This is a genomic window from Actinomyces urogenitalis DSM 15434, assembly GCF_000159035.1.
In the GTDB taxonomy this organism is placed as follows: domain Bacteria; phylum Actinomycetota; class Actinomycetes; order Actinomycetales; family Actinomycetaceae; genus Actinomyces; species Actinomyces urogenitalis.
The window spans coordinates 1086844-1101631 of sequence record NZ_DS999574.1 but is presented as its reverse complement, the minus strand read 5'-3'; the positions used below and the strand labels follow the sequence as shown (position 1 = coordinate 1101631).

Below are 14788 nucleotides of genomic sequence, written 5' to 3'. Positions count from 1 at the left end.
CAACCCGAGCAACCCGAGCAGCAGGATTCAAAGCCCCAGGGAGCAGCGTGACCAGACGAGTGACCGCCCAGAACGTGGCCAATCGGGCCGGGGTCTCGCGCACCACCGTGAGCCTCGTGCTCAACGGCCGCGCCGACTCCATCCCCGAGGAGACCCGACGCAGGGTCCTGGCGGCCGCAGCCTCCCTCGGCTACGTCCCTTCCGCCGCGGGACGGGCACTGCGCAAGGGCGGCAGCGACCTCGTCCTGGTCCTCACCGCCGGTGGAGGCGCAGCCGATCTGAGCGACTACATGTGGGAGGCCTTCGCCCAGGGCTTCCAGGAACGCGGTCTGACCACGATCTTCTCGCGCACAGCCGGCGCCACAACCCCGCTACGCGCGCTCCTGGAGGAGCTGCGCCCGCGCGTCATCCTCTCCCTCGTCCCGCTCTCCCCCGATGACGCCAGCCTGGTCTCCCGACTCGGCATCCCGCTGGTCTCGCCCGGCACCACCTATGACGCCCTCTTTGACGACCTCCAGCGCGCCCTCGGTGCCACGCAGGCCGGCTATCTGCTCTCACGTGGACGCCGTCGGTTCCTCTATGTCTCATCGGCCGCCGTCCCCGCCACCAACGCGGTGCTGCTGGAGCGCCGTGCCGCCTTTCTCGCTGCGATCAGCGCCAGCGATGAGGCCATACTCGTCGCCGCCCTCCAGTGCGACCCGCACTCACCCCAGGCGGTGGAGGATCTCAGCCAGCAGCTCGATGAGCTGGCGGACGGACACGATACGCACTTCGACGCCGTCGCCGCCTTCAACGACGACGTCGCGGCGGCTTGCCTCCAGGCCCTGGAGCAGACCGGCCAGCGAGTTCCGCAGGACGTCGCCGTCATCGGCGTCGACAACCTCGCCCTCGGCCGGTTCCTCACCCCTGCCCTGACCACAGTCGCCCTCGATGCGAATGGTGCGTGGACGCGGCACGTGGTCGGCACCGTCATGGCCGCCCTGGACCAGACAGCAGCGGACCCGGAGGAGGCGGACTCACCACCGGCACCGACTCCCGGAGTCAGGGTCGTCATCCGGCAGTCGGCCTGGCCCTGCCCCATCGCACCCGGCCAAGCAGCGCTGAGGCGGCGTAGACGAGTGCGCACAGCACGGCGATGACGCCTCCTGCGCTCAGCCCCCACCAGGCTGCCAGCGCCAGCCCGGCCAGGCTCGTCAGGCCACCGAGCAGGGCCGAGCCGTAGACGAGGGCGTCGAGGGACCTCACCCACCGCCACAGCGCCGCAGCCGGCGCCGCCACCAAGGCAATGGGCAGGATCGTGCCGACGGCAGGCACGAGCGCCCCAATGGTCAGGCACACCAGGACCATGATGCAGGCCTCGGCCGCGCCAGGACTCATCCCGCCCGCACGGTAGCCAAGGGGATCAAAGGCGGCACTGACCATCCGGTGACCGGTCAGCGTGTAGAGGGCGAGGGCCACCGCGAGGACCGCCGTGGTGATCACCAAGTCGCTGCGGCTGACGTTGAGCACCGACCCGGTCAGAAAGGCGTCGACCTTGAGGGGCAGCGGGGCGAACCACGTACTCAGGAAGTGCCCTGCCGCGAAGCCCACGGACAGCACGACACCGCCGGCAGCCTGCGAGGACAGGCCGCAGGCGGAGACGAGCCAACGCGTCATGGCGACAATCGGCGCGCAGGCCGCCACCGCCCCGAGGATGAGGGCGAGGCTGAGGGCCTGCTCGCCAACCCGACCGCCACCGACCTGCTCCCCCAGCCAGGCCGCCACGACGACGCCGGTGACGCCACCAGGAAAGGTCGCGTGCGTGAGGGCTTCCGTGGTGAAGACCCTCCGTGCCACCACGGCCAGGGCTCCCACGCCTCCCGCCAGCCCTCCCATGACAAGGCACTGCAGGCCCGGCAGCCACAGGAGTTCCAGACTGGGGCTCATCCTCGCCTCCTTGGACCAACGCACCGGGCATCGGCAGGGCCAGAGCCTCGTCCCGCGAAGGAGCCTGCCACCTCCGCCGGCCGAGCCGCCTGCCCAGGGCGTTGACCTCTCCACCGGCGCACCCACCGCGACCACAGCGCCGCGGAGATGAGGCCCAGAGCCATCACCAGGATGATCGCCGCCTGAGGCGAGACCGGCCGAGCAGTCGGGGCCGTCACCAACGCCAGGCCCACCACCGCCCCGAGCAGACCCGTGGCTACCGCGACCAGGACGATCCCGCGCACGCTGGTCGCCAGCAGACGTCCGGTGGCGCCAGGCAGGACCACGTAGCCGATCACCAGCAAGGTCCCCACCGCGCTCGCACCGCTGACCACCACGGCCGCAACCGCCACGTTGAGGACCAGATCCAGCCATCCGGGCCGCAGGCCGCTGGCGCGCGCGGCGCTGACGTCAAAGGCCAGGCACACCTCCTCCTTCCAGGTCAGCAGCGCCGCCAAGGCTCCGACGCCGCAGGTCACCAGCGCCTGGACTAGGCGCTCATCGGTGATCTCCAGCAGGCGGCCGAACATGAGGGCCTCAAGCTGACCGGACCTGTCCCCCACCCTCAGCAGCGCCACCAGCCCAATAGAGAAGAAGGAGGTCAGCACCACTGCTGTGCCGGCCTCGGACGACTCCCCGCGCCTGTGCGCCCCGATCCAGGTCAGCGCGCCGGCAGCCCCCAGCCCGACCACGAAAGCGGTCGGGACGATGCCCGAGCGTCCGTGCCAGGCCAGCCCCGCCACGATGCCAGGAAAGACGGCGTGCACCAGCGCCTCCGCCTGGAACTCAGCGCACCGAAGGTTGACCAGGGCGCTCACCAGGCCGCAGGTCACGCTCAGGACCACCATGAGCACCAGCGCTCGCAGCAGATAGGGTGTCAGGACCAGCTCGCCGAGATCCGGCCAGGAGGCAAGCCCTTCAGGTACCGCAGCTGGCAGGCGGAGAGCACGGAGCGCGGGCGTGGCCCCCGAGAGCCCGATGAGCGCACTCATCCAGGCACCACCGCCCCGGCACCGTAGGCCCGCTCGATCATCTCCGGCACCAGGACCTCCTGACGAGGACCAAAGCCAATCTGGCGCCCCCGCAGCAGCGCGACCTGCTCACAGGACTCGCGAGCCAGGACCAGGTCATGGGTGGAGACCACGACGCCGACCCCCCGCGCCTTCAGACCAGCCAGGATCTCCAGGAGCGCCTCCCGGTTGGGCTGGTCCAGACCGTTGAAGGGCTCGTCGAGCAGGACCAGGACGGGGTCGCAGGCCAGGCAGCGGGCCAGGAGGACTCGCTGTTGCTGGCCTCCGGACAGCTCACCGAAGCGACGACGCTCCACCCCGCTCAGCCCAACGGCCTCCAGCGCGTCCAGGCACCGTTCACGCTCGCGTCTGCCAGGGCGGCGCCCCAGTCCCAGCGACGGGTAGGTGCCCATGAGGACAACGCCGAGGGCGGTGACGGGAAAGCTCTGGTCCAGGTCACTGACCTGCGGGACGTAGCCAATGCTGCCGGGCCTCGCGCGGCCTGGAGGCGCTCCTGCCACCTCCACCCGCCCCTGCGGGACGTGCACCATCCCTAGAAGGCCCCGCAGCAGCGTGGTCTTGCCAGAGCCGTTGGGACCGATGAGGGCAAGCCCTTCGCCTGGCTGAAGCCTCCCCGTCATCCTCTCCAGGGCGATCCTGCGCCCGTAGGCGAAGGAAGCCTCCTCTAGGACCAGGACAGGGCCGGTAGCCGCGGGCTGTGCCCGTCGCCGGCGCGCCCCATCTGCCTGCCGCCGCCAGCTCATGGCTCGAGCACGTCCTGCGGCGCCCACGGCCGGAGCTCTTGCGGCAGCTCCGCCGCCGTGCCACCCCAGGCGGTGGTCATGTTGGTGACGTTGTGCAGGATCGAGCCGATGTAGGTCTCGCCGTCGGACCCTGGCTCACCCAGCGAGTCGCCGTACAGGGCCTCATCCCCGATCACGGCCCGCACTCCGGCAAGCTCGGCGATCCTGTTCACGGAGCGGGGATTGTTCGAGGTCTCTGCGAAGATTGCCACGGCGCCGCTGGACCGGATCGCATCGACCGTCTGCTGGATCTTGTCCGCCGTAGCGTCCTGCTGGGCGTTGAAGTCGCTGAGAGCCGCACCCTCAAAACGCACCCCGTAGTCCCTCGCGAAGTAGCCAAAGGCGTCGTGGGAGGTAAAGAGCACGCGCTTGCTGGCCTCGACGGTAGCCAGGCTGTCGCGCACCCACTGATCGAGCCGCTCCAGCCGCCTGGTGTAGGCCTCAACGTGGTCGCGCAGCGTGCGCACCCCAGCCCCAGCCGCGCGCTCCAGCGCCTTACCGATATTGGCCACCTGGACCGCAGCGCCGCGCGGCGAGGTCCATACATGCGGGTCGTAACGGAACTCCGGCTCGCTGCCGGCGTCCTCAGCCCCGAAGGGCCACGGGGAGACCTCAACCGCAGCCTGACCCCGATCGACGGCGTAGGCCAGCTCGGCCTCCTTCTCCTTCTGGGCCGCCAGGTCATCAACGTCGGCCGCCCCGAGCACCCCGGAGGTGACCACCATCGTCCCCTTGAATCCCGTGGCGAGGACGGCGTCGTCCAGGAAGTGCTCCAGGTCCACCCCAGAGACGAGGAAGAGATCGGCCTGAGCCAGGGCCTGTGACTGCGGCACCGTCATCTCGTGCTCGTGCGCTGAGGCATTGGCAGCCAGCAGGCAGGTCAGCTCCAAGTGGAGCGTGGCCTGGCTCGGCCTGGCACCGAGCTCCTGGATGGCGCCGTCGGCTCCGGTGCGGGTGAAGGCCAGGTCATCACCGCCGCTGGCCAGCTGGGTGACGTAGTCGGCGATCTGGGTGGTGGAAGCCACGACCCTGAGCCGAGCCGGCGAGGAGGCTGAGGCTCGAGGCGAGGCGTTGCGCGACTGACAAGCCGCCAGGGACAGGAAGGAGGCTCCGCCCAGGACAGCGAGGGTACGGCGAGAGCATCGGACAGTCGTTCTCATGGACCCCGATCATAGTTTCGGGTAGCCGAAATTTGCAAGCAAGGCCCTCGTTCTGCTTACAGAGCCTTTATCTGCGTGTCGCAGGACCCCGTCATGACTCGTCCCCCGGCGGCCAAGGCCACCGGGGGACGAGTCATGATCGGACGTGGCATTCCCACATCCTGCTCACCAGCTCACGGTCAGGCCTCCAGGCCCTCCAGGATCGCGGCAGTCGAGGAGACCCCTAGGCGGCTGGCACCCGCCTTGACCATCGCCACCGCCGTCGCCGCGTCACGGATACCGCCCGAAGCCTTGACCCCGAGCCGGTCCCCCACGGTGGCGCGCATGAGCTCAACCGCGTGGACGGAGGCACCCCCAGCCGGGTGGAACCCGGTAGAGGTCTTGACAAAGTCCGCCCCCGCACGCTCCGAGGCCCGGCACACAGCCACGATCTCCTCATCGGTCAGCGCCGCCGACTCGATGATGACCTTGAGCAGGGCCTGGCCCACGGCCTCCTTGACGGCGCGGATATCCGCCTCGACGCCGTCGAAGTCATGCTCCTTGACCAGCTTGAGGTTGACGACCATGTCCACCTCCTGCGCGCCCTTGGCCACCGAGTCAGCCGCCTCAGCGGCCTTGACGCTCGTGGCGTGCGCACCCGAGGGGAAGCCGCAGACGGTCGCCACGTGCAGGCCCTGCGGAACCTGGACCGGCAGCTGGTTGGGGGACACGCACACCGAGTACACGCCGAGCTCAGCGCCCTGGGCGATGAGGGCAGCCACCTGCTCGCCAGTGGCCTCGGGCTTGAGAAGGGTGTGGTCAATGATCGCGGCGATCTCGGCGCGAGTGGTCATCAGGGGTCCTTTCGATCGGTCTGCGGCGAGGGAGGAGCGCCGGTGGGCACCGCCCACCTGCCGCGGGAGGGACTGGGGCCAGCCTAGAAGGCTCAGTGCCCGGCAGCCAGACGGACAAGCTCACGGCACACCCGATAGCTCGCCTCAAAGCTGGGCAACGGTAGGAACTCCGCCGCGGAGTGGAAGTTGTGGGCCCCGGTGAAGACGTTGGGGGTGAAGATGCCCTGCGTCGACAGCCAGGAGCCGTCCGTCCCGCCGCGCATAGCCAACGGGATCGGCGAGATGCCCAGACGGTCCAGGGCGATGTAGACGTGGTCGAGGGCCTCCTCGGTGCCAGGCCGGCGCGCGTCGGCAAGATTGGCGTAGACGTCATCGACCTCGATCGAGACCACCGCGCGCGGGTGCGCCGCCGCCACCTCGTTCACCACCGCGCGCAGCTCCTCCTTGCGCGCCTCGTAGCGAGCGCGGTCATGGTCACGCACGGACACGGTGAGTACGCAGGTGGACTGGTTGCCGCGCACGTCATGGACCCACGTGTAGCCCTCGCGTCCCTCGGTGCACTCCGGCGTCTGGGCGGGATCGAGGCGCGCGATGACCTCGTGCGCCAGAAGGATCGGGTTGACGAGCACGCCCTTGGCACTCATCGGGTGGGCGCTGACGCCCTGGATGCGGATCGTCACGGTGGCGGCGTTGAAGGTCTCCTCCACCACCTCCCCGATCTGGCAGGAGTCCAGGGTGTAGGCCCAGCGAACCGGGAAACGGTCCAGGTCCAGGGTACGCACCCCGCGCAGACCGATCTCCTCATCAGGGACGAAGGCGAGAAAGACCTCCCCGTGCGGCTCAGCCTCCCCCTGGTGCGGGTGGTCTGCCGCGTCATGGGCCAGCAGGTCGGTCGCCAGCTGCATGACGGTAGCCAGGCCGGCCTTGTCATCGGCCCCCAGCACGCTCGTGCCGTCGGAGACCAGGATCCGCTGCCCGGCGTACTGAGCCAGCTCCGGGTGCTCGGACACCGCGATCCGCCGTTCGACGCCGTCGGGCCCGGTGCCCTGAACAAGGTCACCACCCTGGTAGCTGACCACCCGGGCCCGCACCTGGCTGCTCAACCCGGCGTCAGCGGTGTCCAAGTGCGTGCAGAAGCCGATCGCGCTCGCACCGGCCTGGGTGGCGGGGACCCGGGCGGTGACGACGGCAGTGTCCGAGACGTGGACGTCAGCCGCCCCGGCCGCGCGCAGCTCGGCAGCCAGCACGCGGGCCAGGTCCCACTGCCCCGAGGTGGAGGGCACGACGTCGCGGGCCGCATCAGACTGGGAGTCGATCGCGCTGTAGCGCAGAAACCGCCGGGCCAGGCCGTCCTGGAGGGCGAGGTCGGAGGGCGGCGTCATCACACCAGGCGGTCGAGGACGACACCGGCCTCGCGACGGGCCAGCGCGGCCTGGGCCGCCTGCGAGCCAGTCTCGGAGATGACGATCCCACCGGCCAGCGCCTCCATGGCACGTGCGAAACGCTCGTGAGTGGCGGTGTGCAGCGTCAGCAGAGGCTGGCCCCGGCGCACGGTGTCACCCGGCTTGGCATGCATCTCGACGCCGGCCACGGCCTGGACCGGGTCCTCCTTGCGGGCGCGTCCAGCCCCCAGCCGCCAGGCGGCCACGCCGATCGCCAGCGCGTCGAGCCGCGTGAGCACGCCGTCGTCCGGTGCAGTGACAACCTCGGTCTCGGCGGCCACCGGCAAGGGCGCGTCCGGGTCACCGTCCTGGCGCCGGATCATCTGGCGCCACACGTCCATGGCACGCCCGTCAGCCAGGGCCGAGCGGATCTCGTCCTCGCCCACCGGACGGCCCGCCGCGTCGAGCATCTCGCTGGCCAGGGCCACGGTGAGGTCGACGACGTCGGCCGGGCCGCCGCCGGAAAGCACCTCCAGGGACTCACGCACCTCCAGGGCGTTGCCGGCCGTGCGGCCCAGCGGCGTGGACATGTCAGTGAGCAGGGCACGGGTGGTCACGCCGGCGTCCTTGCCAAGGGCAACCATGGTCTCGGCCAGCTCGCGGGCCTGGCTGAGCTCCTTCATGAAGGCGCCCGAACCGACCTTGACGTCCAGGACCAGGGCACCGGTCCCCTCGGCGATCTTCTTGCTCATGATCGAGGAGGCGATCAGTGGCACGCAGGAGACTGTCCCGGTGGTGTCACGCAGGGCGTAGAGCTTCTTGTCAGCCGGGGCCAGGCCGGCGCCCGCCGCGCAGATGACGGCGCCGGGGCCGGCCGAGGAGAGCATCTCCATGATCTCGTCATTGGACAGTGCCGCGCGCCACCCAGGAATCGACTCCAGCTTGTCCAGGGTGCCGCCGGTGTGCCCCAGGCCCCGCCCCGACAGCTGGGGCACACTGACACCGAAGACAGCCACGAGCGGAGCCAGCGGCAGGGTGATCTTGTCTCCCACACCGCCGGTGGAGTGCTTGTCCGCCGTCGGGCGGTCGAGGCTGGAGAAGTCCATACGCTCACCTGAGCGGATCATGGCCTGGGTCCAGCGGGCGATCTCCGAGCGCTCCATGCCGTTGAGGTAGACGGCCATGGCCAGGGCGCTCATCTGCTCGTCGGCGACCACGCCGCGGGTGTAGGCGTCGATCACCCAGTCGATCTGGGCGTCGCTCAGGCGCTGGCGGTCGCGCTTGGCCGCGATGACGTCAACGGCGTCGAAGGGCTCGACGGCGGGGCTCTGGTTGGGCTGGGTGGTCATAGACAGCTCCTGGTTGTCTCAGCGTGCAGTAGGTGGTCAGCACCGGGTGGCTCTCGCCTCGCCCGGCGCGGCGTCAGTGGGCGCTCTCAGGGGCCACGGCTCCCTCGACCTGCGCCATGTCCTGGACCGTGAAACGGCCGGGCAGCACCTGGTCAATGCTCATGCGGCCGGTGGGCATCTCCAGGAGCATGTGCGGGTGAGCGTGCTCGGACAGGACCTGGCGGCAGCGCCCGCAGGGAGCGCAGGCCTCGCCCCGCCCGTCCACGCAGGCGAAGGCCACCAGCCGTCCTCCCCCGGTACGCACGAGCTCACTGACCAGTCCGCACTCCGCGCACAAGGTGACGCCGTACCCCGCGTTCTCGACGTTGCAGCCCGAGACGTAGCGGCCGTCGTTGGTGATCGCCGCGGCTCCCACACGGAACCGTGAGTACGGGGCGTAGGCGTGTTCCATGGCCTCGACAGCCAGATCGTGCAGGCGAGACCAGGTGGCCTCATCGACCTGCGCCGGCGCGTAGGAACCTGGCACCACGTGCTGGGTCATCGGTGTCCTCCTCCGCTGCGCGCGTCCCGGGCCCGCAGTGGAACACTGAAGATACACCCGCCCTCGCCCCGGTATCGAGTACCGACGACGCCTGGCCGACGGCGCCGGAGCCCCTGCCGGGCGCCGCCCCCACGCCAGCACGACGGCCCGGTCTCCTTCCCAGGAAGCCGGGCCGTCGTGGTGCTCAGGAGCAGGTCCCGATCACGGGTAGGGCACACCCTCCGCCGCAGGGGCGCGGACCTTGCCGACGTAGCCGGCCACCGCCAGGATCGTGACGACGTAGGGGATCATGAGGATGAAGTTCGCCGGGATCGGGGAGCCGACCACGGACAGGGTCTGTCCCACCGCGGTGGCGAAGCCGAACAGCAGCGCCGCGTACAGCGTGCCGACCGGGTTCCACGCCCCCAGGATCATGGCGGCCAGGGCGATGAAGCCGTTACCGGCGGACATGTCCTTGGTGAAGGCCAGGCCCGAGCCGACGGTGAAGAAGGCACCGCCCAGGCCCGCCAGGGCGCCTCCGAGCATGAGGTTGTTGACGCGGGTCCGCATGACCTTGATACCCACCGTGTCCGCGGCCCTGGGGTGCTCGCCCACGGCACGCATGCGCAGTCCCCAGCGGGAGTGGAAGAGCATGAAGGACAGCACGGCCACCGCCAGGTACATGAGGTAGACGAGGATCGTCTGGCGGAAGAGCACCGGGCCGATCACCGGGATCTGGGACAGGACCGGGATGGCGATCACTGGCAGACGCGTGGCCGTGTTCAGGCTCGCGGCGTTGTCCGTGAGCACCGTGGAGAAGAAGAAGCCGGTCAGGCCGGTGACCAAGACGTTGAGGACCACGCCGACCACGATCTGGTTGACCCGGTACTTCAGGCCGAACAGCGCCAGTAGCAGAGCGATGAGCACGCCGGCCAGCGGCGCGGCGCACATGCCGATCCACGGGTTCTTCGTGATCGAGGCGACCACCGAGCCGAGGAAGGCGCCTGCCAGCAGCTGGCCCTCGATCGCGATGTTGATCGTGCCCGACCGCTCCCCCACGACGCCGGACAGGCCGCCGAAGACCAGGGGCACGGACAGGGCCAGGGCCGAGGAGAGGATGGTCACCAGCGGGATGACCGTCTCGCGCCCGGCACCCGCCCAGGTGAGGAAGGAGACGATGAAGGTCAGGCCCAGCAGGGCGCTGGCCCAGGCCGGGGTCTTGGCTCGCGCCAGGGCGCGGCGGGTGATGACCGCCGTCGCCACCCCAGCCAGGACGACCATGATGGCGATGACGCTCCGCGCGCCAAGCTCCAGGACCGGGATGGCGAAGAAGTCGGCCGAGGTCGACAGCTGGAACCTGGTGGATCCGTGCGAGGCCAGTGCCATGAGCAGGGACAGCACGGTGACGATGCCTCCGGTCACCGGCATCTTGAGGGCCACCGGCTCGGTGATCCCAGCGGCCTTGGAGGATGTGGAGGACTGGGTTGCGGTCAGGGCAATCATGGCTCAGGCCTCCTGGGTGGCAGTGGTCGAGGCAGCACCGGCCGCGGGCGAGGAAGCCGCCTCACGGCGCGAGCGCTTCCAGGATCCGGGTGCCGGCAGGCGGTAGATGGCGCGGACGAGCGGGGGCGCCGCGATGAACAGCACGATCGTGGACTGGAGCACCAGCACGATGTCGATCGGGGTACCGGTGGCGGCCTGCATGGTTGTGCCGCCTGCCGTCAGGGCACCGAAGAGCAGGCCAGCCAGCACTGTGCCCAGGGGCTTGGAGCGCCCGAGCAGGGCCACGGTCATCGCGTCGAAGCCGACTGACCCGGCGATGGAGGTAGTCAGGTAGTGCTGGGTACCCAGCACCGGCCCTGAGGCGGCCAGGCCGCACAGGGCACCGGAGACGAGCATGACCAGCACCGTCACGCGCGGCACCGAGATACCGGCGGTGCGGGCTGCCTCAGGGTTGAGCCCGGTGGCACGGAACTGGAAGCCGATCTCACTGCGCTCCAGCAGCCACCACACGAAGACGGCTGCTGCCAGCGCCACGAGGAAGCCCAGGTGCAGGCGGAAGGAGTCTCCCAGCAGCCTGGGGTACTGGGAACCAGCCAGGACCGGCAGGGACTTGGGGTTGGCGTTGCCCTCGCCGATGAAGGCGTCCGTGGTCAGGGCGTGGGCCAGCAGGAAGGTCGAGATCGAGTTGAGCATGATCGTCGTGATGACCTCGCTCGCCCCGGTCAGCGCCTTGAGCAGGCCGGGGATCGCTCCCCACAGCATGCCGCCCACGACCGTGCCGAGCACGGCGGCGACCAGTCCCAACCCGGCAGGCAGGTGGAAGGTGAAGCCGATGTAGCCGCCGAGCATCGCCCCCAGGATGATCTGGCCCTGGCCACCGACGTTGAACAGACCGGCCCGGAAGGCCACCGCCATGCCCAGGCCCGCCAGGATGAGCGGGGTGGCCACGGTGAGGGTCTCGGTGATGGGACGCCACATGCGCGCCGGGGTGCTGGCCTGCCAGTCAAAGATGCCGCCGCGCAGCAAGGCGGTGTAGGCCTCGGTCAGGGAGGTTCCTACGGCACCGAGGAAGTCGGAGGGGCGGGCAAAGAAGTAGCCGGCGGTGACGCGCACGTCCGGATCGGCGATAAGGATGAGGACCGATCCCACGATCATGGCGGTGACGACGGCCAGCAGTCCCATGAGAGCGTTGGACTCAGCGATCTGCCGGGCGATGCCGGGACGGGCCTCGGCCTCCTCGGCGGGGGCGGTCGTGGTCTTGGTGCTCATCACTTCTCCTCTCCAGCCTCGGCGGTCGTTGCGGTGGCGCCCTCGTCCTCCTGGGCGCGGGCGACGGCCTCCTCAAGCGGGACGCCCGCCATCATGAGGCCCAGGACCGAGCGCGGGGTATCGGGTGGCACGATGCCGACCACCCGGCCGCGGTACATCACGGCGATGCGGTCAGACAGGGAGTAGATCTCGTCCAGCTCGGAAGAGATGATGAGGACGGCGGTGCCACGGTCACGCTCGGCGACGATGCGCTGGTGGACGAACTCGATCGAGCCCACGTCCAGGCCTCGGGTGGGCTGAGAGGCCACCAGGACCTTCAGCGGCCGGGACAGCTCGCGGGCCAGGATCGCCTTCTGCTGGTTCCCGCCCGACAGCGTCGAGATTGGGTCGGCCACGTCGGTCACGCGCACGTCGAACTCCGCGCGCAGCGCCTCGGCGTTAGCGCGGACCCTGGCCGGACTGATCGAGGGACCGGAGCCGAAAGCAGGGTCGTCATAGCGGTCGAGGATCATGTTCTCGGCCACCGAGAAGCCGGCGATCATGCCGTCGGTCGAGCGGTCCTCAGGCACGAAGCCGAGACCTGCCCCCAGGCGGCGGTGGACGTCGAGGCTGGTGACGTCCTTGCCCGCGAAGGACACCGTGCCGGTGGAAGGACGGTGCAGGCCCAGGACGACCTCGCTCAGCTCGGTCTGCCCGTTGCCCTGGACCCCGGCGACGCCCAGGATCTCGCCGTCGTGCACGGCCAGGTTGACCTCGTCCAGCAGCACCGTGCCGTCCTTGACGAGACTGAGGTCGTGCAGCTCCAGGCCAGGGCTGCCTGGCTGGGCAGGCTCCTTGTCCACGGACAGGGAGACCTCGTGTCCGACCATGAGGCTGGCCAGCTCGGTCTGCGAGGCACTGGGAGAAGCGGTCCCCACGACCTTGCCGCGGCGGATGACCGTGATGGTGTCCGCGACCTCGCGGACCTCGCGCAGCTTGTGGGTGATGAAGACGATCGAGGTGCCCGCAGCCTTGAGGTCACGCATGATCGCGATGAGCTCGTCCGTCTCCTGAGGGGTGAGCACCGCGGTGGGCTCGTCGAGGATGAGCACCTTGGCGTCGCGTGACAGCGCCTTGATGATCTCCACGCGCTGCTGGACGCCGACCGGCAGGTCCTCGATGTAGGCGTGCGGATCGACGTCGAAGCCGAAGCGCTCGGAGATCTCACGGACCTTGGCCGCAGCGGCGCGAGCATCGATCACCCCGGCGACCTTGCCTACGGGCTCGTACCCCAGTGCCACCGACTCGGCCACGGTGAAGACCGGCACCAGCATGAAGTGCTGGTGGACCATCCCGATCCCGGCGGCCACGGCCTGGCCGGGGCCTGAGAAGGTCACCGGCTCGCCGTCGATGAGGATCTGACCGTCGTCAGGCTGGTAGAGCCCGTACAGGACGTTCATGAGGGTGGACTTGCCGGCGCCGTTCTCGCCCAGCAGGGCGTGGATCTGACCGGGTTCCACGGTGATGTTGATGTGGTCGTTGGCCACGAGAAGCCCGAAGACCTTCGTGATCCCACGGAGCTCCAGCTGCACGTGTGCTCGCTTCCGTCTGGGCTGACGCCGGGAGAGGACGAACTGAAATATAGAGCCTTGCGGCTACCTGTGCACTGACGCCGCCGACCCGGTGGTGGGCCGACGGCGTCAGCGTCACGAAGCGGTCATCACGCCTGACGCGTGATCACTGTGGTCTGGTCACCAGCAGGTGATCAGGAGGGGTCGTAAGCGGTCGAGACGTCAAGGGTGCCGTCAACGATCTGCTTCTGGATTTCCTCGACCTTGGTCTTGACCTCAGCCGGGACACGAGAGTCCCAGTCGTGGAAGGGGGCGATGGACACGCCGTCGTTGGCCAGGGTGCCGATGAAGGGGTCGGAGGTGAACTTGCCGTCCTTGGCCTCCTTGACTGTGTCGTAGACGGCGGTGCCGATCTCCTTGACCACCGAGGTCACCATGTACTGGCCGCCGTCGGTGGAGTTGTAGCCGTCAGCGTCCACCCACACGATGCCGTTGGTGTCCGCACCGGCAGCCTTGACGGCAGCCAGGGTGCCCAGGCCCACCGGGCCCGCCACCGGCATGATGATGTCCGCGCCCTGGGACAGGAACTGCTCGGTGAGCTGCTGACCCTTGGTGGTGTTGGAGAAGTCACCCACGAAGGAGCCGCCCTCCGGGTTGGAGGGGTCCCAGCCCAGCACCTTGACGGAGGCGGAGTTGTCCTCGTTGTACTTCTGGACGCCCTTGGCGAAGCCCTCCATGAAGATCTGGACGGTGGGGATCGCCATGCCGCCGTAGGTGGCGACGGTGCCGGTCTTCGTGCTGCCAGCAGCCGCGTAGCCGGCGAGGTAGGCAGCCTCGGCGGTGTTGAAGATGAGGGGCTTGGCGTTGTCATACTCCACCGTGTTGCCGTCGGCGTCGGTGAAGGAGGAGTCGATGAGGGCGAACTCGATGTCCGGGTTGGCCTTGGCAGCGTCACCCAGGTCCTTGGCGAGGTTGAAGCCGACGCCGATGATGAGGTTGCAGTTCTGCTGGATGAGGGAGTCGACGTTGGTCGGGTAGTCCGCAGCGTCAGTGGACTCCACGGCGACGGTGGCCACGCCCAGCTCAGACTCGGCCTTGTCCAGGCCCTCCTTACCGGACTGGTTGAAGGACTGGTCGTCGAAGCCGCCCTCGTCAGAGACCATGCAGGCCTTGAAGTCGGAGGAGCCAGCGGCCTGAGAGGAGCCGGAGGAGGCGGAGTCGGTGGGGGCCGAGCCACAGGCGGCCAGGCTCAGCGAGGCAGCCAGGCCCAGGGCGAGGGCGGAGTAGGTCTTCTTCATCACGGTTGCGATCTCCAGGGGAGGTTGGGATGTCACAGCATGCCGCCAGGTGGCCTGACGGCGCACCCGCTCAGAATAAACGCTCGGCCTGTGAGCACGACACCTGCCGGACATCTTCCCGACAGATTCCCATCAAGCACACTGGC

Annotated in this window: 13 protein-coding genes; 1 reads left to right on the top strand and 12 read right to left on the bottom strand. The window is 69.3% G+C overall.

Translation table 11 applies throughout. The annotated features are described in order from the left end of the window. Window positions 1-47: 47 nt before the first annotated feature. Entirely contained in the window at window positions 48-1139 is a 1092-nt protein-coding gene (locus HMPREF0058_RS04750; protein ID WP_169305813.1) for a LacI family DNA-binding transcriptional regulator, read from the top strand. Here HMPREF0058_RS04750 and HMPREF0058_RS04745 read toward each other — a convergent pair. The 12 genes from HMPREF0058_RS04745 to HMPREF0058_RS04690 all read right to left on the bottom strand — a co-directional run bounded on the left by HMPREF0058_RS04745 (window position 1051) and on the right by HMPREF0058_RS04690 (window position 14642). Next, a complete protein-coding gene (locus HMPREF0058_RS04745; RefSeq protein ID WP_006548571.1) occupies window positions 1051-1926 on the bottom strand; it encodes a metal ABC transporter permease in 876 nt (291 codons plus the stop codon). The genes HMPREF0058_RS04750 and HMPREF0058_RS04745 overlap by 89 nt on opposite strands. After that, entirely contained in the window at window positions 1923-2957 is a 1035-nt protein-coding gene (locus tag HMPREF0058_RS04740) for a metal ABC transporter permease (RefSeq protein ID WP_006548570.1), read from the bottom strand. The genes HMPREF0058_RS04745 and HMPREF0058_RS04740 overlap by 4 nt, the downstream gene beginning before the upstream one ends. Next, window positions 2954-3739, bottom strand: a complete 786-nt coding sequence (locus tag HMPREF0058_RS04735; protein ID WP_006548569.1) for a metal ABC transporter ATP-binding protein — start codon at window positions 3737-3739, stop codon at window positions 2954-2956. The genes HMPREF0058_RS04740 and HMPREF0058_RS04735 overlap by 4 nt, the downstream gene beginning before the upstream one ends. Continuing rightward, window positions 3736-4938: a metal ABC transporter substrate-binding protein gene (locus HMPREF0058_RS04730; RefSeq protein ID WP_040319525.1), complete on the bottom strand. Its 1203-nt coding sequence runs from the start codon at window positions 4936-4938 to the stop codon at window positions 3736-3738. The genes HMPREF0058_RS04735 and HMPREF0058_RS04730 overlap by 4 nt, the downstream gene beginning before the upstream one ends. A gap of 179 nt (window positions 4939-5117) precedes the next feature. Beyond that, entirely contained in the window at window positions 5118-5771 is a 654-nt protein-coding gene (gene deoC / locus HMPREF0058_RS04725) for a deoxyribose-phosphate aldolase (protein WP_006548567.1), read from the bottom strand. A gap of 92 nt (window positions 5772-5863) precedes the next feature. Next, window positions 5864-7153 carry a peptidase T gene (locus HMPREF0058_RS04720; protein ID WP_006548566.1) on the bottom strand — a complete coding sequence of 430 codons (1290 nt, stop codon included), beginning with the start codon at window positions 7151-7153 and terminating at the stop codon, window positions 5864-5866. Beyond that, window positions 7153-8502: a thymidine phosphorylase gene (locus HMPREF0058_RS04715; protein WP_006548565.1), complete on the bottom strand. Its 1350-nt coding sequence runs from the start codon at window positions 8500-8502 to the stop codon at window positions 7153-7155. The genes HMPREF0058_RS04720 and HMPREF0058_RS04715 overlap by 1 nt, the downstream gene beginning before the upstream one ends. Before the next feature lie 73 nt (window positions 8503-8575). Further along, window positions 8576-9043, bottom strand: a complete 468-nt coding sequence (locus HMPREF0058_RS04710) for a cytidine deaminase (RefSeq protein ID WP_006548564.1) — start codon at window positions 9041-9043, stop codon at window positions 8576-8578. Window positions 9044-9244: 201 nt separating this feature from the next. Continuing rightward, window positions 9245-10525 (bottom strand): ABC transporter permease, encoded by a 1281-nt coding sequence (locus HMPREF0058_RS04705; protein ID WP_006548563.1) that lies wholly within the window; start codon window positions 10523-10525, stop codon window positions 9245-9247. A 3-nt stretch (window positions 10526-10528) separates the two neighbouring features. Next, complete coding sequence (locus tag HMPREF0058_RS04700) at window positions 10529-11794, bottom strand: ABC transporter permease (protein ID WP_006548562.1); 1266 nt, start codon at window positions 11792-11794, stop codon at window positions 10529-10531. Continuing rightward, window positions 11794-13365, bottom strand: a complete 1572-nt coding sequence (locus tag HMPREF0058_RS04695) for an ABC transporter ATP-binding protein (protein ID WP_006548561.1) — start codon at window positions 13363-13365, stop codon at window positions 11794-11796. Before HMPREF0058_RS04695 ends, HMPREF0058_RS04700 begins: the two co-directional genes overlap by 1 nt. Window positions 13366-13538: 173 nt before the next feature. Further along, complete coding sequence (locus HMPREF0058_RS04690) at window positions 13539-14642, bottom strand: BMP family lipoprotein (protein ID WP_006548560.1); 1104 nt, start codon at window positions 14640-14642, stop codon at window positions 13539-13541. Between the last annotated feature and the right edge of the window lie 146 nt (window positions 14643-14788).